This window comes from Marinobacterium rhizophilum DSM 18822 (assembly GCF_000378045.1).
Classification (GTDB): domain Bacteria; phylum Pseudomonadota; class Gammaproteobacteria; order Pseudomonadales; family Balneatricaceae; genus Marinobacterium_A; species Marinobacterium_A rhizophilum.
Genome location: NZ_KB899090.1, coordinates 1 through 18,541, shown reverse-complemented (window position 1 = coordinate 18,541; position 18,541 = coordinate 1). Strand labels below are relative to the sequence as shown.

Annotated in this window: 14 protein-coding genes; 9 read left to right on the top strand and 5 right to left on the bottom strand. The window is 53.7% G+C overall.

The annotated features are described in order from the left end of the window. Window positions 1-82: 82 nt before the first annotated feature. Genes F451_RS0101940 through F451_RS0101925 form a run of 4 tightly spaced genes read right to left on the bottom strand, consistent with a single transcriptional unit; the run spans window position 83 to window position 5,515 of the window. The gene (locus F451_RS0101940; RefSeq protein ID WP_051103892.1) at window positions 83-1,324 is read right to left on the bottom strand and encodes a pyridoxal-dependent decarboxylase, exosortase A system-associated; all 1,242 of its coding nucleotides are present in this window, start codon (window positions 1,322-1,324) and stop codon (window positions 83-85) included. After that, window positions 1,311-2,927: an acyl-CoA ligase (AMP-forming), exosortase A system-associated gene (locus tag F451_RS0101935; RefSeq protein WP_020679663.1), complete on the bottom strand. Its 1,617-nt coding sequence runs from the start codon at window positions 2,925-2,927 to the stop codon at window positions 1,311-1,313. Before F451_RS0101935 ends, F451_RS0101940 begins: the two co-directional genes overlap by 14 nt. A gap of 27 nt (window positions 2,928-2,954) precedes the next feature. After that, window positions 2,955-4,496 carry an exosortase A gene (gene xrtA, locus F451_RS0101930; RefSeq protein ID WP_020679662.1) on the bottom strand — a complete coding sequence of 514 codons (1,542 nt, stop codon included), beginning with the start codon at window positions 4,494-4,496 and terminating at the stop codon, window positions 2,955-2,957. Then, a complete protein-coding gene (locus F451_RS0101925; RefSeq protein ID WP_020679661.1) occupies window positions 4,493-5,515 on the bottom strand; it encodes a FemAB family XrtA/PEP-CTERM system-associated protein in 1,023 nt (340 codons plus the stop codon). The genes xrtA and F451_RS0101925 overlap by 4 nt, the downstream gene beginning before the upstream one ends. Window positions 5,516-5,712: 197 nt before the next feature. Between F451_RS0101925 and F451_RS24510 the strand changes: the two genes are divergently transcribed. The 9 genes from F451_RS24510 (at window position 5,713) to F451_RS24495 (ending at window position 16,514) form a co-directional block, all read left to right on the top strand. Next, window positions 5,713-7,461, top strand: a complete 1,749-nt coding sequence (locus F451_RS24510; RefSeq protein WP_083928306.1) for an asparagine synthetase B family protein — start codon at window positions 5,713-5,715, stop codon at window positions 7,459-7,461. An 18-nt stretch (window positions 7,462-7,479) separates the two neighbouring features. After that, entirely contained in the window at window positions 7,480-7,728 is a 249-nt protein-coding gene (locus F451_RS0101915; protein ID WP_020679659.1) for an acyl carrier protein, read from the top strand. Further along, window positions 7,728-8,540, top strand: a complete 813-nt coding sequence (locus F451_RS24505; RefSeq protein WP_020679658.1) for a serine aminopeptidase domain-containing protein — start codon at window positions 7,728-7,730, stop codon at window positions 8,538-8,540. Before F451_RS0101915 ends, F451_RS24505 begins: the two co-directional genes overlap by 1 nt. Then, a complete protein-coding gene (locus F451_RS0101905) occupies window positions 8,533-9,384 on the top strand; it encodes a hydrolase 1, exosortase A system-associated (RefSeq protein ID WP_020679657.1) in 852 nt (283 codons plus the stop codon). Before F451_RS24505 ends, F451_RS0101905 begins: the two co-directional genes overlap by 8 nt. Before the next feature lie 91 nt (window positions 9,385-9,475). Continuing rightward, on the top strand, window positions 9,476-11,740 hold the full coding sequence (locus F451_RS26525) for a GNAT family N-acetyltransferase (protein ID WP_020679656.1): 2,265 nt from the start codon (window positions 9,476-9,478) through the stop codon (window positions 11,738-11,740). A 25-nt stretch (window positions 11,741-11,765) separates the two neighbouring features. Further along, entirely contained in the window at window positions 11,766-13,067 is a 1,302-nt protein-coding gene (locus tag F451_RS0101895) for a putative O-glycosylation ligase, exosortase A system-associated (protein ID WP_020679655.1), read from the top strand. 34 nt (window positions 13,068-13,101) lie between these two features. After that, the gene (locus F451_RS0101890) at window positions 13,102-14,106 is read left to right on the top strand and encodes a glycosyltransferase family 2 protein (RefSeq protein ID WP_020679654.1); all 1,005 of its coding nucleotides are present in this window, start codon (window positions 13,102-13,104) and stop codon (window positions 14,104-14,106) included. A 43-nt stretch (window positions 14,107-14,149) separates the two neighbouring features. Then, window positions 14,150-15,622: an oligosaccharide flippase family protein gene (locus F451_RS0101885; protein WP_083928304.1), complete on the top strand. Its 1,473-nt coding sequence runs from the start codon at window positions 14,150-14,152 to the stop codon at window positions 15,620-15,622. A 235-nt stretch (window positions 15,623-15,857) separates the two neighbouring features. Further along, window positions 15,858-16,514 carry a tetratricopeptide repeat protein gene (locus F451_RS24495; RefSeq protein ID WP_020679652.1) on the top strand — a complete coding sequence of 219 codons (657 nt, stop codon included), beginning with the start codon at window positions 15,858-15,860 and terminating at the stop codon, window positions 16,512-16,514. Window positions 16,515-16,745: 231 nt separating this feature from the next. On the opposite strand, the gene F451_RS24490 is transcribed toward F451_RS24495, so the two are convergent. After that, on the bottom strand, window positions 16,746-17,726 hold the full coding sequence (locus tag F451_RS24490) for a polysaccharide deacetylase family protein (RefSeq protein WP_169434416.1): 981 nt from the start codon (window positions 17,724-17,726) through the stop codon (window positions 16,746-16,748). Between the last annotated feature and the right edge of the window lie 815 nt (window positions 17,727-18,541).

The window sequence follows — 18,541 nt, the reverse complement described above, 5'->3', positions numbered from 1 at the left end:
GCGCCTGCAGTCCCGGCCAATCAACGATTCTCAGACTCATGAGAATCGGTACCATCAGTGTAGACGTTGTAAGGCTACTGTATCACCCGATTAGCACTTCTGTTGCGCGAGGGTGGCTCAAAAACTGTTGCGGACTTGCGGTCAGGCCATAGGCGCCGGACTGGCGAACGACCACCCAATCCCCTGGTTGCGCTTTTGGCAGCGTCACTTTCTCGGCGAGGATATCCAGTGGGGTGCAGAGTGGCCCAACGATGGTGACTGTTTCCTGTTCTTCCCCCGCTACGCGGTTGCCGATCAGTACGGGATAATTCTTGCGCAGCACCTGGCCGAAGTTACCGGAGTTGGCGAGGTGATGGTGCAGACCGCCGTCTGTGATCAGGTAGACCGTGCCCCGGGAGGTTTTACGCTCCAGCACCCTGCAGACATAGATTCCCGCTTCACCCACCAGGTAACGCCCCAGTTCCAGCACCAGCGCGGTTTCTGGTGAAACCTGCCGGGTTTGCCTTTGCAGCCGGTGCAGCTGGTCGGTGATGCCAGTTAGTTCCAGGGGCGACTCTCCTGGAAAGTAGGGAATACCGAAGCCGCCCCCGATATTGATAAAACGCAGCTTGAGCGCGAAGCGCTCAATCAGCTCGCAGGCAAGGTTGATCGTCGCCAGTTGTGCTTCGCAGATGGCTGCCGGATTCAGGTTTTGGGAGCCGGCAAACAGGTGCAGCCCTTCTGGCTCCAGGTCCAGATCCCGCATCCTCTCGATCAGTTCGGGGAATTGCTCGGTATCGATCCCGAACGGCTTGGCGCCGCCGGTCATGCGCATGCCGGAGGATTTCAATTCAAACGCCGGATTGAGCCTTATGGCAACTCGGGGTGTGACACCCAGGGCGACGCCGGCGAGCGTCACTTGTTCGACCTGAGCGAAGGACTCGGCATTGATGACAATGCCGGCGGCGACCGCGGCTTCGATTTCGCGCCGGGTCTTGCCGGGACCGGCAAAGCTGATTTCACTGGCTGGCTGACCACTATTGATCGCCACCAGCATCTCCTGGTGCGATGCAACGTCGAAACCATCGACCAGGGGCGCGATGAAGTCCACCAGCGCCGGCATTGGGTTGGCCTTGAGCGCATAGTGCAGCTGGACACCGGCAGGCAGCAGACGGCGCAATTCTGCGATACGTTGGGCAATCAGCTGACGGTCGTATGCGTAGAAGGGGGTTAGGGCCATTTGAGCGGCGAGCCGGGACAGCGGCAGCCCGCCGATGTAAAGCTCGTTGTGGCGTATGTCCGGCCACCGGGTCCCGTGACCTAATGGGGGGTTAACCTTCGGCATGGGCTGGCTCCGACTGATCATCGAAAAATTCCGCGTACCGTTCGGCGAGCAATCGACGGTCGATTTTGCCGTTGGGGTTGCGTGGCAGTTCGGCTTCGACGATACACTTGTGCGGCACCATGAAGTTGGGCAGCTGTTCACGGCAGCGCAGCAGCAGGGCGTCGATGGATAATGCTGCCGAGTCCAGTGTTGCGGGAACCGTCACGATCAGCAGGATCGCCTGGCCGAGCGCTGCATGGGGCACGCCGATAGCTACGGCATCGCGGATCTGCCCGCTTTGGTAGGCAATCTCTTCGATCTCGCTGGGGCTGACCCGGTAGCCGGAGGTCTTGATCATTTCATCCCGGCGACCGACAAAATAGAGATAGCCCTCCTCATCCCGTGTAACCGTATCGCCCGACCAGACCGCCAGCTCCTTGAACACCAGGCCTTCGGCCTGACCGGGGAAGGGTTTGAATCGCTCGCGAGTCTTTTCCGGGTCGTTCCAGTAGCCTTGGCTCACCAGGGGGCCGCGGTGTACCAGTTCCCCGGGCTCATGGGGTAGGCAGGGGATCCCATCCTCCCGCAGTACCAGCACCTCAGCGTTGGGGATCGCTTTGCCGATGGATCCGGGTTTGAGATCGATCTGGTCCGGTGGCAGATAGGTGGAACGGAAGGCCTCGGTCAGACCGTACATCAGAAAGGGTTGGGCGTTGGGGAACAAGGTGCGCAGTCTGGCCAGCAGGGATCGCGGCATATGTCCACCGGTATTGGCAAAGTAGCGCACCGAGCTTGCAGTCTCATCGTTCCAGTTCAGCGCGGCGATCTGGCTCCATAACGGAGGCACCGCTGTGATCCCGGTTATCTGGTGTCGGGTGACCTGACGCCGCACATCGTTGGGCAGCAGAAAGTCCATCAGATAGCAGCAGGCACCGGCTTCGAACGCCGTTGTGATCTGACTGAGGCCGGCATCGAAGCTCAGCGGCAGGACCGCCAGGATTCGGTCATCGGGCCGGTTGCCGAGATAACCCGCGACGCTCTGGGCGCCGACCATCAGGTTGCGGTGAGACAGCACCACCCCCTTGGGTTTTCCCGTGCTGCCCGAGGTATAGAGGATGGCAGCCATATCAGAGTCGGTTACGGCGCCGGGTGGCGCGCTGCAGGCAGGCGCGTCCTGGAGCTGATGCCAGGTGGCAACGGAGTAGGGTGCATGTGCTGAGGGGGGATTGTCATCTACCAGAACCACCTGCTTCAAGTCACGCAGGCTCGCGAGACTCGGGGCCAGTTGCTGCAGACGTGCATGGCTGGTGATCAGGATGCGGACATTGCAGTCGTTGAGGATATGCTGGACCTGTGGCGCCTTGAGGACCGGGTTGACCGGTACAAAAACCCCACCCGCCTGAGCGACGGCGAACAGGCTGATCACGGTTTCGTGCTGTTTGGGCAGGTAGATGGCTACCCGTTCATGGCGCTGCAGGCCCAGATCACGCAGCCCCCCGGCAAGCTGTTGCACCCGGGTAGAAAGTTCCCCGTAACAGACCTGGTCCTGCTTGTGGGACAGGGCAGGCCGTTCAGGTGTGCGCGCGGCCCCGGTTTCGATCAGATGGTGCAGTAGATAGTGCATGTGCGTATCCATCGTCTGTCCAGAAATTCAGGGGCTGGCTGTCACCAGTTCGGGCCAGCTGTCGTTGAGGAAGCGGATCAGGACCGCATCGGCGGTGCGGCTGTCCTCATAATCCACCGCCAGTGCGTAGGCGCTGGCCACTTCGTGCGCCCCGCTCAGTTTGTTCAGGGCTTGCAGCAGCTTAACCTCCAGGGGGTTGGCGACCGGCCGCATGTAGGCGTAATACCAGTACCAGATCCGTCGCATGTTGCCATCCAGCGTCCTCAGTTCGAGTTCATTGACCTCGAGTTGACCGGAACCGACCGGGACCGTTCGAGTAGCGTGGCCCACTGGTGTCCAGACATTCGCGGTATACCACCGGTTCACGTCGTTAATCAGCTCCTTACCCTGATGTTCGGATTGATAATCGGCGATATAAAGACCTATGGCGTCGTCGCGGTCCACTCGATAAGTTGCATGGAAAATACGGTCGGCACCGACAAAATCCGGGTGCCAGTCCAGCGCTTCGGCGGGTTGCCGGATCCAGGGGGGCAAGGAGAATTGCTGAATGGGCAACGCAGAAAACTGTGGTGCGCGTTTCATCAACTGGCCCCAGCTACAGGTTAGCAGCAAAATCACTAGCGCAGCTGCCGAAGTCGCATAGCCCTGGGAGCGCGACCGCTCCCCCATCAAGCGGCTCACGGTGCTGGCCTCCTCTCCTGGATTGAATGCCGCCTCCGGATCTCGCCACCAGCTGCCGACCCAGAACATCAGCATCACCACCAGTCCGAAAAACAGCCAGCCGTAAATCAGATGATCGATCCCGGTGGCATATTTCATATCGGAAAGGTGGGCGATCATCACGATGAGGTAGGCTCGAATGCCGTTGGCGAGTATTGGCACCAATACGGATGCGGCGATAAAGACCAGGCGCTTGTGCAGGCTACGATACGTTAGGTGAGCGTAAAGGGTCCCGATGGCAACGGAAGCGATCAGATAGCGAAGTCCGCTACAGGCCTCGGCAACCTCGAAACGACCGGTGGGGATTTCGATAAGGAAGCCGTTGAAATAGACCGGCACGCCGCTGAGCTTTAGCGTTTTTACCGTGATATCTGCGGTGATCTGCTGCAGGTATGGCGTTAATTGATCGCCAAAGGGGACGGCGAATATCAGATAGGCCAAGGGAAATGCCAGCGCCCGGGCGACCGTTCTGCCCAGGGCGACGATCACCAGCGTAATCAGGATCAGTGTGGTGGCCATCTGCTCCACCGCCAGCACATCGGCGGCCCGCCCCAGCAGCCAGACCAGGCACAATCCCAGCAATGGAATCAGAGCTGCCCAGTCCGGTCCCGTTTCGAGGGTGGTTAAATGAGAACGTTTGCGGATGATCAGCCAGAGACTGATCAGGGGGATCAGCATTCCATGGGCATAGGTTTCCGAGCGCCACCAGATCGCCGCCATGGACATCAGGCTGGACCAGAAGACTGCCGCATAAACTATCAGCAGCAGAGTCAGCGTCCACAGCGCTTTGCGGTGCTCGAGTCGGCGGCTTGGCGTATCGCGGTTCATGGCGGTATCGAAAGCGGTCATGCCAGGTTCTTCGACAGATAGGGGCCCAGTTGCTGGGACAACCCCAGCGGCAGGCGCTGCCAGAGCTTGATAAAGTAGCGGTACTTGGGGTTATTGGGGCTGTTGTCCGGTAGCTGGGTCGCTTTGACCAAGTGGTATTCGTAACAGAGCGGCTCGGGTTCGAAGCCCCAGTGTCGCTTGTAGTGGTAGGGGCCGCTGTCAATTTTACTGCGACCGAAATCGTAGGTCGCAAGCCCCTTGGCTGTGGCACGCTGCATCAGGTTCCAATACATGAAATCCATGCTTTTTAGGCTGCGCGATTCTGGCAGTCCCCCCCCGTAGTAGGGCAGCACCTCATCGCGGAAATAAAAACTCATCAGGCTACTGACCGGCCTGCCCTGGTGATGGATGGTAAGTATTTCACAATCGTGCTTGAAAACCGCCTGCAGGGCCTGGAAAAAACGCCGTGAAAAAACCGGTGTCCCCAGGTTTCTGACACTGGTGGAATAGACATGAAAAAACGGATCAAGGCCAGTCTCAATGGTTGCAGTATGGTCATTGCTGATCGCCTGTCGGATAACCGCGCGCTGCTTGCGTTTCATCGCCTGCAGGTTGCCGTCATCGTCACTCAGAGGGCGGCGAAAGGTGGCGTGCTTGCTCTTGGCGGGCCAGTCCGGGGTTTTGGCATGGCGGTGTCTGAGTTCCAGATAGTCGACCCGCAGCGTTTTCGCCAGTGTCTTGGCGTGATCGAGAAGCTTGGCGGTCGCCGCGCCGCTGGTTGATGCCACGCCACCGTAGACGCAAAACGGGGTGGAGACCAGTGAATGGCCAAACAGCAGACTCTTGACCTCAACCAGCGGCAAAATGCCACAGATCTGGCCGTCCTGCTCTGCATAGAGGTAGTAAGGGGTGTGATCGGTCGTCGACTCGATCACAGATTTCCAGCCGGCCCGATGGAAAAACGTGGCATCTTCGCAGGTCGCGACAAACTGATCCCAACGATCGTGCTCCTTCAAGTTCAGTGGCTTGATCACAACCATGTGCAAAAACCTTCCGCAGTTAGCGAACCTTAGAAACCGTTAACGTCAAGACGTAGCAGTGGGATTGATACACACGTGGAAAAAGATAGTGCAGGGCGGAGGTGTTCGCGAATCTTTTGTTCGCGCAGGTCATCCATAAAGATGCGTACTACACTGTGCCATGTTTATTCTGAAGTGTACGAGGTAGGGCAACGCCGATGCCGGAGAGTGCGGAGTTAACACGAGAGCCCGCGAGTGCTGCGGTTCAGGTCCTCATCAATCACTCGAATGACCGCGACGCCAGCAACCAGTGGCAACGAGCGTTGGTGCAGGGCTGTGAGGTCTACTGTTACGGGCAACCGCTGCAAAAAGAATGCAGAACTGCGGCCTCCCCCGGGTTGATCGGGCAGCTCTATCGCGCTCAAGGCAGCGAGTTTATTCACGGGTTGACCGGCCATTACGCCTTGATCATCGACGACCGGCGCTCTGGCACCTGCCATGTTTTTGCCGACCGCTTTGCGACCCATCGGCTCTACTACCGATCACTCTCCTGCGGCCTGATCATAGCGGACAACCTTCAAGCGCTGCGCGGCGCCGTTACAGAGCCTCTGACCCTCTCCCGGCAGGCGGTGGTCAACTATCTGTACCATCATATGATCCCGAGCCCGAAGACTGTCTATGAAGGTGTTTATTGTCTTGAACCGGCCCAGCGGGTCACCTGGCGCCAGGGAGCGTTGTCAACCGAGACTTGGTGGCAGCCTGCGTTTGAGCAGCAGACGTCGCAGAGCGAACAGCAGTTGGCCGACGAATTGTTTGTACTGATGCAGGACGTCGTGGCTGATTATTGTACCAAGGATAAAACAGGCTGTTTTCTCAGCGGCGGCCTGGACAGTTCCAGTCTTGCCGGGCTGGTCTCTCAATCGATTCCAAGCCCTGAAGTATTCTCCATCGGCTTCCCGATCGCACAATACAATGAGATCGACTATGCCCGTGCGGCGGTCGAGCACTTCGGCCTCAACGGTCATGAATATTGCATGACACCGCAAGACGTCGTGGCGGCGCTGCCGCAGGTGGTCGGCAGTATGGATCAGCCCTTCGGCAACAGCTCGGTCATTCCCACCTATTTCTGCGCGCAACTGGCCAGATCCCAAGGGGTCAACCGGTTGATCGCCGGCGACGGTGGCGACGAACTCTTCGCCGGCAACCAACGCTATGCCACGCAGTTGCAGCGGGATCGCTGGCGGCAAAGGCTCAAGCCTCTGATTGGAATGCTGGATCTTACCCTGCTGCGCTCTTCGCTACCGGATTCTCCCGCGCTGCTGGGAAAAGCCAAGAGTTTTACCCGACAGCTGAAGATGACGATTCCGGAGAACGTCCAATACTACAACTTTCTCAATCTGCTTGACCGCAAAGCCATATTTTCGGCCAGTGTCGTCAAGGGCGTCGACCTGTTTGAACCCGACCGCCAGTGCCAGCAGCTTTACGATGTGCTACCCGATGCCAGCCCGCTGGATCGCCTGCTTTACCTCGACTGGAAACATACCCTGGCGGACAATGACCTGGTCAAGGTCAACAGCATGTGCCGGCTGGCCGGGGTGGACGTGGTCTACCCAATGCTGGACGACCGTCTGGTGGATTATTCACTGCGTGTCCCGGCAAGCATCAAGCTGACCCGTGGCAACCTGCGCCATCTGTACAAACGGGCGATGGGCGGCTTTCTTCCGGACAAGATTCTCCACAAGACCAAGCATGGATTTGGATTGCCATTCGGACTCTGGACCAAAGACCACCCACAATTGCAAAAGCTGGCCTATGAGGCGATTGACTCCCTGCGTCGATACGACCTTTTCCAGAAGAAGTTTATCGATGAGGCGATTAACCGCCATAAGAGCGGGCACGCTTCGTATTATGGTGAGCTGGTGTGGGTGCTGATGGTGTTGGCGTTGTGGCTCGATCGAAATTATTGATCGCTGGGAAACCAAAATATGGATTATGAAACGACTGTTAAAAGTCTGCTGGTAGCCTCCACGGCCAGGGGCGATATCGCTTCAATGGATCGCGATGCTCCGCTGATCGGACATGTTGCCGAACTGGACTCGATGGCCATTGTAACCTTTCTCACCACCCTGGAGGATGAGTTCGGAATCATTATCGGCGACGATGAAGTCAGTGTCGAATGCTTTGAAACCCTGGGCGCACTGGTGAATTTTGTGACGGAGCATTTGGGCAAGTGATGTACCAGGGGCACTTCATTGCCGGAGGTCAGGGGCGCCTTTATCTGGCTACCTTCGGCGACTGCTCGGCCGAGCACGCTGTGCTGTTCCTGCCTGCCTTTGCGGAAGAGATGAATCTCTCCCGTGCCGTGGTGGCCAGGCAGGCCCGAATGTTGACTGAGGCTGGCTATTTTGTCGTGCTGCTTGATTACTTCGGTACCGGTGACAGTGAAGGGGAAATCGATGATGCCACGGTGCCGGGGTGGCTCGACGATATCGAAGCAACGCTGACGTGGATCGGGCAAAAGCGGCGCTCCTCGGTGACGCTTTGGGGATTGCGATTTGGAGCCTTGTTGGCAGCCCGCTACGTTGACGATCGTGATGCAGAAGTGGTGAACCGTCTGTTGCTCTGGAAGCCAGTCATCAATGGTCACCAGATGATGAGCCAGTTTTTTCGTCTCAAGCAGATGAGCGAGATGATGCTGGGGCGAGGAGACGAGCAGGTTAACTGGTACAGGCGTTGTCTTGAGGGTGAGCCCGTGGAAGTGGCCGGATACCCAATGAGTTCAGGTTTGGTTTCTCAGATCAGTGCTCTCTCTATACAGCCTTCGGCCTGGATGGAAACGGTCAGTGTTATCTGGATCGAGGCCGCGAGCGAGAAGGTGTCACTGAATGTCTGCGGGCTTCATGATCAATGGCCCGGTGACCGGCTGACCAGAGAGGTGTGCACCGGTGTTCCGTTTTGGCAAGTTCCGGATACCTACCAGGCGGAAAGTCTGAGTGTATTGACGCTGAAGTGTCTGAAGGAAGCCGACGGGGTGTGCCATGCCTGAGCACGCATGCTGTTTCACAAGCCAGGGCCAACAGCTGACAGCTATCCTGCACTCGGTTGATCGCGCTGATATCGGGGTCGTCATAGTGGTGGGCGGTCCGCAGTATCGGGTCGGGAGTCACCGCCAATTTGTTCATTTAGCGAGGGCGCTGGCAGACCAGGGAATCCCCGTGTTGCGCTTTGATGTCACAGGGATGGGGGATAGCAGCGGGGAGAAGAAGGTGTTCGATGATCTGGATGCCGACATTGCCGCTGCGGTTAATTGTTTCCAGGAACTTTGTCCCGAGCTCGAGAAAATCGTGCTCTGGGGATTGTGCGATGGCGCTTCAGCGGCCTTGATATACGCTCACCGGGATCCGCGCCTGGCCGGTCTCGTACTACTGAATCCCTGGCTGGAGAATCGCCAGGCGAAGGCCAGGGCTCAAGTCTCCCACTATTACACGCGCCGGTTTCTGGATCCGGGCTTTTGGCGCAAGTTGATGCAGGGCAAGGGAAACCTTGTGGGCAGCGTATGGGAGTTCGTTTGCACGCTTTGGCAGGCACTGCTCGGTGACAAAGGCACAATCAAAGCGCAAGAACCCTCTGAAAGTTGCTATCAGCAGCGCATGTTCGAGGGCTTGAGGAAATACCCGGGCAGGGTGCTGTTGGTGCTAAGCGGCAATGATCTGACGGCTAAAGCATTTTCCCAGCAGCTCGCCCAAGACTCTGCCTGGGCGCAACTGGTCGGGGAGCGATCGGTGTCCCGGGTTTGCCTGGAGAGTGCGGATCATACTTTTTCGACCCGGCAGGCGAAGGATTGGCTGGCCCGGCAGACCCAGGCGTTTGTATCCAGCCTCAGCGAGTAAGCAGCGGTCAGGTTCAAGTAGGCATTTACAAGACGGCATTGCCAAAGGTCTAAGCTATGAGCAAAGCAAGTGCACGGCAGGAGTTGGGATAATGTTTCCTCAGAGCGCACCTTGCGCACTGGTAATAGGCCTTTGCAGTCACGGACTGGCTATTGCACGCTCATTGCAACGCCTGGGAATCGAAGTACACGCCTTTGAAGCCAATTCGGCGATACCGGGGGCGCTGACCAATTCCGCCCATATCCATTATGTGGAAAACATCAAGGACAACTCCCTGGTCGATGACCTGCTTGCTTTTCGACAACGGATACCAGCATCGCGTGACATCGTGCTATTTCCCTCCAACGATAACAATGTGCGCATAATTGCCAGCAACATCGACCGGCTCAGGGGGGATTTTATCCTCAGTTGGGAAGGTTGCGTCGATCAGGTCCAAAAATATCTGCTCAAGAGCAATATCGAGGGTCGGTGCAGGGAGGTCGGCCTCAACTACCCGGCTTCCGTGGTGCTGGAAACCGGAGATGACCTGACATCTCAGGTCGCATCGCTGAAACCACCTTTTATCATCAAGCCTGCCAACCCCCAGTCTGGATTCAAGGCGATCAAGTGCACCTCGGTCACGGAACTCGACGCCGTGGTCGAGCATTTTTCCGGCGACTATCCTTTTCTCGTCCAGGAGTGGGTAAGCGGTACCGACAAGGACCTCTATTTCTGTGCGCTCTACCTGGATAATGGGCTCCCGCTGGTCAGCTTTGAGGGTAATAAGCTGGCATCCTACCCACCGGCGCTCGGGCAGACCACGGTTGCGGTTTCTGTCGATATGCCTGAACTGCGTGAATTGACAACAACCTTCTTTGACGGCCTGGGGTTGTGCGGACCGGTGTCGCTGGAATTCAAAAGGGATGAGGCCGGACGCTACTGGATCATAGAACCTACGGTCGGGCGTACCGATTTTTGGATTGGTCTTTGCATACGTGCGGGCTGTGATCTGCCGGCAATCGAGTACCTCGCCTCGACGGGACAGGCCGTTCCAGCCAGCACGAGTGATTACACGCCTACAATCTGGTTTGACAGCGAAAGGGATGCATTCGGACCCATCAAATACCTTGGTCGCTTTGTACCTGGCCGCAGTGACGCCAAACGTCCAGTATTCAGCTTTTTCAGCTGGCGAGATCTCAAGCCTTTCCTGCGATGCTCGCGCAAGGCGCTCTATCGGATGTCGCGTTCCCTGGTCAAGCGCGTGATGGGAAAACAGGAGGAAGCCCCTCCCGAAAAGGCGGTGTCAAGTTACCCAAGGATTGATGTGCTGCCCAAGGGGTTCCTGAGCCTGCTCGAGAAAAAGGAGCAGGATTCGATATTTTTGGGACGCGATTGGTTTGAAAACTTCAGCGCTACCGTTGCGACCGGTGTGGGAGACGTGTTCTTCCTGTGCCTGACAGACGATTGTGGTCGTGCGGTGGCAATACTGCCGATGTGGCGTCACAAAGCGCGTTTTCATGGAGTCAAGGTATGGAAACTCACCGGGTTATCAAACTACTACTCTCCGATATTTGACGTCGTTATTGACGCTAGCCTTACCAGCAGAGAGGACGCGTACAATTGTTTCTTAAAGTATCTGTGGGAAGAAATGCGGGGGTGGGACCTGGTTGATATTTATCCTGTCAGTCGCGAAGCCAGGGACGATATACTCAAGGTAAGCGGGATAAGAATTTCGAAGTTCGACTATTTTCTTACCAAGAACTTCTACCATGATAGTTGTAAGGACTTTGAAGTCTATATTTCAAGCCGTCCATCGCGTGTGGTTAATACAATTAAGAGAAAATTTAAGAAACTGGATGCTGTGGGCGGGTGGGCTCTCTCCATCTATACTGATTTGGAAACGATTGAATCAAAATTAAGAGACTATCATGGAGTTTACGAAAATAGTTGGAAGAACGATGAGCCCTATCCAGAGTTTATTAATGGCTTTGCACGGATGTGCGCTAAAAAAAATAACCTTCGGTTAGGTATTCTTGACATCGATGGTAAGGCTATCGCAGTACAACTGTGGGTGGTAGCAAATCGTACGGCCTATATTTATAAGCTTGCCTATGATCGGGCTTACAAAGACCTATCGCCTGGCACAGTGCTTACGACGAAAATGATCGAACGAGTAATAAAAATAGATAACGTCGAAAAACTAGATTTTCTAACCGGTCTGGATACTTTTAAAATGGAGTGGATGGACCGGAGTCGATGTCTTTATGGGGTTCAAATTGTTAACCATCGTAGTTTTTCAGGACTGGTTGTTTTGTTAATTAATGAACTTTCCAAGATTAAAAAAATTTTTAGAATAAAAATAGCTGAGGTGAGTTGACAATACGCATCATGGAGAAATATTTGTGCGCGATATCATCCTTTTTATAATTATCATTGGTTCGATACCTCTGATATTAAGGCGTCCATTTTTCGGGGTGCTTATGTGGTGTTGGGTAAGTTACATGCTGCCACAACGTCACACCTGGGGTTTTATGTTTGAATTTCCAGTGGCGATGCTGGTCGGCGTTTCTACTATTTTTGCATTTTTTTTGAGTAATGAGCCGAAAAAAATACCTCTAGAAAAACCTATTGTTTGGTTGTTTTTATTTTATATCATGGTATTTTTATCTTGGCTTCTTCACGACAAAACACCGTTTGTGAATGAACTGGCTTTGAAAGTTTTTAAAGTTCAGTTTTTTACACTGATCATACTCACGATGCTGACCTCCAGAAAAAGAATCGAGTTGGCTTTGCTTGTGGTTGCGTTGAGTATAGGTTTTTACGGAATTAAAGGTGGTGTTTTTACAATTGTTACCGGAGGAGAGTTCCGTGTTTATGGCCCGAGTGCAAGCTTCTTTGAAGAAAATAACGCGATGGCCGTTACCAATCTGATGGTGGCTCCTGTATTTGTATACTTCAGTGCTATCCAGTCTGATAAACGCCTTAAATATATATTTTTACTGTGTGCGTTGTTGATCGTTGTGGCGGTTTTTGGGTCTCAATCTCGGGGAGCTTTTCTTGCAGTGATCGCATGTACTATGTTTTTATTGGCAAAAACCAATAAGAAACTCATTGCGTTTGTGATTCTTCTTGCTTTGCTGCCCGCTGTTTATACCTTTATGCCAGCGCACTGGCATCAGAGAATGGGTACGATAATTGTAGATGAAGAGGCCGGAGAAGTAAGAGATGGTTCCTCTGCAAGTCGGTTGAATGCATGGCGAGCAGGTATAAATATGTCCTTTTCACATCCTTTTTCACAAGGTTTTAATGCTGAGACGCCAAGTAATTTCATTATTTATGCTCCAAATCCAAATGATTTTGTTGCATTTCATAGTAACTATATACAGGTTCTAGGTAAACACGGCTGGATGGCGTTTATCAGCTATCTGATGGTGTTTTTTTGCGCCTGGAGACTTTCTAATAAGGTAATTAAAATAACAAAAAATATAGAGTCGCTTAAGTGGGCAGGGTTGCTTTGCCGTTATCTTCAGGTTTCTTTGGTCGCCTACCTTGTAGGCGGAGCTTTTTTGTCACTAGCATACTTTGACTTGCCTTATCATTTCGTGATTACAATTACCTCGGTTTATGTCATCGTGCAAAAGGAGCTTGCGAAGATCAACGTTATTGAAGAGGAGCGAAATCTAGCCTGCAGACACGGTGTTTGAGTAAAAGTGACGAATTAAATGGGTGGTGGTATGTATGGAGAATTTAGATTTTTCTCAGCTGATAAGCGTTGTCATACCCTACTATCAGAACGAGAGGGGGCTGTTGAGGAAGTGTGTTGAGTCTATATTTTATCAGCAGGGAGGTTTCTGTATCCAAGTCATCGTCGTCGACGACGCTTCTCCTGTTCCGGCCAGCGAAGAGTTGGCCGATCTGTATTCGAACGATCGCAGACTAACCATTATCGTGCAGGAAAATGCAGGCCCTGGGGCGGCCAGAAACAACGGCCTGGACCATATGCCGCATGATACCCGGTATGTGGCTTTCATCGATTCCGACGACTGTTGGCGGGAGGATTTCCTGCTCCACGCCATGAATGCCATGCAACACGGGTATGACCTCTTTTTTGCCAACAGCCGCCGAATCGGCTTCGCCGATACTCGATTTGAGTGGAAATCTGAAGAGGGGCTTGACCTGGTACCCGCCAATCACCCATCCCTGGGCAGCGAACATCCATTGCATGCGTTCTCTGGTGACTTTTTTAGCTACGCTATCAAGCGAAGCAACATCATCAGCACATCAGCGCTGGTGTATCGACTAGAGATTGCACCGGAATTGAGGTTCAGTACCCGGCTGTTCAATGGTCAGGACCGGCTGTTTAAGCTTGCGCTGAGCCAGAAGACCGATAAGGTGGCTTTCGCTGCACGGGTCCTTGTTGATGAGGGGCGCGGCGTCAATATCTTTGACAGTGCCGGGTGGGGGACCCCTGAATCGTTGGTGCTGCTGACCAACTACCTCAAGCTTTCCAAGTGCATTCTGGCAGAGTTGAGGCTTGAGGATAACCACCGCGCCTTTGTCGTCAAGCAGTTGACGGATACCCGGCACTCACTGGTTGCCAGCATTGTTCACTTGCTGAAAACGGGACAGAAATGCGACTGGAGACTGGTACTTCGGGCGTCCTGGAGCGATCCAGCCTTCATCTTGATGTTCGTTCCCAATCTCTTACGGGTAATGATGAACAAGGTGAGATCCAGTGCGTAGGCGCTCCTTGCCTGGCCAGGCCCGGAAGTGAGGTATAGAGTCTATGGCTGTCAGGAAAAATCTTAGCCGGATGGGCGTGGCCCATTTCATCTCCTTCGCCCTCAGTTTAGGCAGCGTGATCGTGGTATCGCGTCTGCTGACGCCGACGGAAATCGGTATTTATTCTGTATCGGTGGCAGTACTAGGTGTGGCGCATATTTTCCGTGACTTTGGTGTTGCCCAGTATCTGATACAGGCCGAAGAGGTGGGACGGCAGGAGTTCCGGGCGGCATTTTCGGTTACACTCTATTCCTCCTGGTTGCTGGCGCTTATCCTGTTTATCGCCCGAGAGCCGCTTTCGCTTCTTTATGGCCATCCTGGCGTCGCCGAGGTTCTGGGCATTCTCTGCGTTAATTTTCTTATCCTCCCGTTCGGTACGCCGCTGCTGGCGCTGATGCAACGGGACCTCCAGTTTCAGTACCTGGCCACTAACATGTGGCTTACAAATCTGGTGCAGACTCTGGTAACCATCGGCTGTGCCTATGCAGGGCAAAGCTACCTGAGCATGGCCTGGGGAGCACTGGTTGCACACGTCTTCAAGGTCGTGTGGCTGAACTGTGTCAGACCCGGGGAAATCTTTATGTGGCCGACCGTCCGGGGCATAGGAGAGGCGGTCAAATTCGGCTCGCTGACCAGTCTGGCCTCTATTATCCGGGAATTGGGCAGCGGGGCGCCTGACCTTATCCTGGGACGTACCCTCGGATTCGTCGATGTGGCCGTCTTCAGCCGGGCCAACGGCCTGAAGAAGATGCTGATCGCAAGGGTCGTTGCGTTGGTGCGCACGGTCTATTTTCCGACCTTCGCCAGCGAGATCAGGCAGGGCGCGGATGGCGCCGAGCTGTACAGCCTGTCGATGAGTTACCTGGTTGCTATCATGGCGCCGGTCCTTGCGGTTATGGCGGTTTTAGCCGAGCCTCTCATCCTGTTCCTGTTTGGTTATCAGTGGGAACGTTCGGTACCCCTGGCGTCGCTGATCTGCGTCTATGCGATGCTGTTGACGCCCTATACCTTTTACAGCCTGTCTTTGATCGCCGCCGGCGAAGTGAAACGCAATCTGGCGGTTGAATCAGCGATACAGGGGGTCCAGATGCTCGTGTTGCTCAGTTCCATCTGGCTGAGCCTGGAAGACGTGGTGATGCTGTTCGGCGTTGTCACTCTGGCCGAGATCCTTTGCGTGCAGCGAGCCCTGTATCGTACCTTCGGGCTGAGCTTTTCAGGCCATATAAGGGCTGTCTTTCCGTCTCTGATGCTGGTTCCCTGTGCTTGCTTCGGTCCGGCACTGACGGTTTTTTATGCCATAGACAACGGTCTTTCAGACTACCACTTCTCCATTCTGGCGGTCAGTGGCGTGTTGGCTGGTGCAGGTTGGTTGGTCGGGGTATTCGTCCTCCAGCACCCCATGAAGAAAGAGGTGCTCAGTTTGACCGGCGTTCTTTATCGCACCGGCCTTTCGCTTTTCCGTCAGAAGGTGAAATGATGCTGCCTGGATTTTTGGCTTATAGTTTGTGAGAGTCTATTCTGAACTATCGAGAGGCGGTGTGACAAAAGTGGTCATGCTTTCACCGGCGGTTTCCGGCGAAAACGGGTGGGGTGTGCAGCGGTGTGCGGCGAACGATCTCAGGGCTCTATGCAAAGAGTTTGAGGGCTAGCTGATGACGATCAAGCTGCACGGGTAACCTCACTCGGTTTTTTTAGGAAATAAGGAGTTGGTTATGGTGCTAAATAGAAAGAGTTTTCTGGCAAGTTTTTTATTTTCTAATAGGGTTGCATTATTTTTTGGGGTGATGGTTCTTTCTACATACTCTCATGGATCCTGCGGAGATGTTTTTTCTGAAAAATATGGTCCATACGATTACGCTGACGAGAAGCAAAGAAATAAAATGCTTGGAGTGGTTGAGAAACGACACTTTACAGAAAATGTCAAAAACTTAAGGAAGGAAGGAGAAACTGGGTCAATAATGGGAGATGTTGGATATACTTTGAAAAAATTTCCTAATCATTATCCTGCCTTGATGACCATCATAAAATATAGTGATTTGGACGATGTTAAAAATGACCCATTTATTCAAGAGAAAATAAATTGCTTTTTTATTAGGGCAATACAATTTAAGCCTTCTGATTACAAGGTTTATCAAATCTATGGGATTTATCTTTTTGGGAAAGGTGATTACAAAAGTTCGATAGAAAATTATACGAAGTCGCTTTCTATACGGGATTCTGCTGAGGTCCATTATAATCTTGGGCTGGCTTACCTGAAGTTAGGCGATGTGAAAAAAGCTGAATTTCACGCCAGAAAGGCATATGATAAAAAATATCCGCTTCCCGGACTCAAAGCCTTGCTCTTGGAACGGCAAGTTTCTATTGAATGAGTTCTGATGTTTTAAACTTGGTGGTTGCAGGTATTTTCTGGCCGGCGTTTTGGCAGCTTTGTTGTTTCGAAAATGAAGTTTATTTTTGGTGCTAAGGTTTCAGTAACTCTCGCTCTAACCTTGTTATAGAATTCCAATCGTTTTGGCTTGGTTCCGATCGACATGAGTTTGGCGGCGTGCCAGCCCCAGAAGCCGGATTGCATCCAGGCTTTTCCGCTCTAGTCGATGGCCTCAGAAAGTTTTCGCCCGATCGTCACTGCCAGGAGCAGCGTTGGCCCACAGGTTCAAAAGCATACGGGCATGGAATTTCAGCGCAATGGCGTCCCAGGGCGTGAAGCGCCTGAGGGCAAAACGGTCGGAGTCCCGGGTGGTATAGCCTGCGTCGGTGGAGACGGCATATCGGAATCCCAGCGCCCTGATCATGGAGAGGTTCTGCGTGTCCATATCCTTGCCGAAGCGGCCATTGGGATAGGCAAACCCCAGCACCGGCTTGCCCGTCCATGCCTCCAGTAGAGCCTTGTTGCGACCGATCTCCTCGCGCTGCTGGTCCGGCGTCATCCCCTTTAGAATAGGGTGATTGTGGGTATGACCGCCAATTTCGATGCCCGCTCGGGAAAGCTTGGCCACCTCCACGGGACGCATCATCTTGCGCGTTTCGGATATGGAGCCGTTGACCGCATAGAGTTCGTCTACCTTTTTCAGCCTATCTTCAAAGGCAAGATACTTGAGCTGGCTGATGATCTGGTTGGCCAGTTGTCGCCGCGTTGTGACGCTGTTGAGGGTGCAGCGCCCAAGTCCCACCGGTTCCAGGTCGATGGTGTCGGTTTTCATGCTGGCGAGCAAATCGATGATCCGGTCATTCCACATGTTGTCACCGCCACTGAAGGCCGTGGCGACAAACACGGTTGCCGGGATCTGGTATCGATCCAGGATTGGCAGAGCCACTTCAAGATTGTTCAGGTAGCCATCGTCCAGGGTTACGCAGACCGCCCGTGCTGGCAGGGTACCGTCCTCGATACGGTCTAGCGCTTCGATGAGCGGCAGTGGCCGAAAATGGCGGCTGAGCAGTGCCATATGCCAGTCGAATTTGGTCCTGTCCGGTTCCCAGGGACGTAGCGGATCCGGTTTGGCGAGAACCTGGTGGTAGTTCAGGATGCTGAGCTTGTTGCGGCTGAAGGGAAGCGAAAGCAGCGACATAAGTTGGTGGAGCATCAACGTGTCCCTCGTCATGTTTGCTCACGGATTCAACTGTTTGACAGGCTGTGCGATAACGCTGGCCGTAGTGCGATATGGCTGATTTGAGCTTGTTTTTGCGGTGTTTTAAGGCAAGAAATCGGCAAGATTGCCGGTTTACACAGCATTTGCCGACCCCCGGGCGGGCTACTGGAATTTAACTTGTGCATAGGAATACTAATTAACGTAAAACAGCACAAAAAGCAGATCCTCTCGGTGTTAAAGAGTCAGGTGCTTCGCAGTCGGTTGATGAGTCCTGTTGGACAGCCTCTTGGATTATAGGCGATCCTGAATGATGCGTTGCGTAAATGTTCTCAGATAGCGGTATCTGTGAAGGTAGGTGTGGGGTCAGTGTGCCAGGAAGGCGACGTTGCGGGAGGCGACCGAACCATGCACCAATGATGAGACAGGGCCCCTCAGTGTCTTCGATCAGGTAGAGATACCAGACCAACCAAAGTGACAGATGGAGTAAAATTTTGTGCGACAGTACGAAATTTAGGAAAAGCTGAAAGGCCCGATATATACAAGGCTGAGAGACGTTCTGGAACTTGCTGAGATGAGGGAATGGTCGAGTGATATCTACCGAGTAGTAGGTATAACCGTCTGATTATTATAGTTTTTGATGGTGGAATTGTTTTAGAAGGCTTCAAACGTCCGATGGGAAGGCTCAATTTTGCTACCGAAAAAGGCTTCGTTGAATGTAGGTGACATGCCGCATCACAAACGGGTGGAAAATGCTCTTACGATGGTTTCAAAGCCGAAACGTATAGCGGACCAGGCGTCCGGATCCTCAT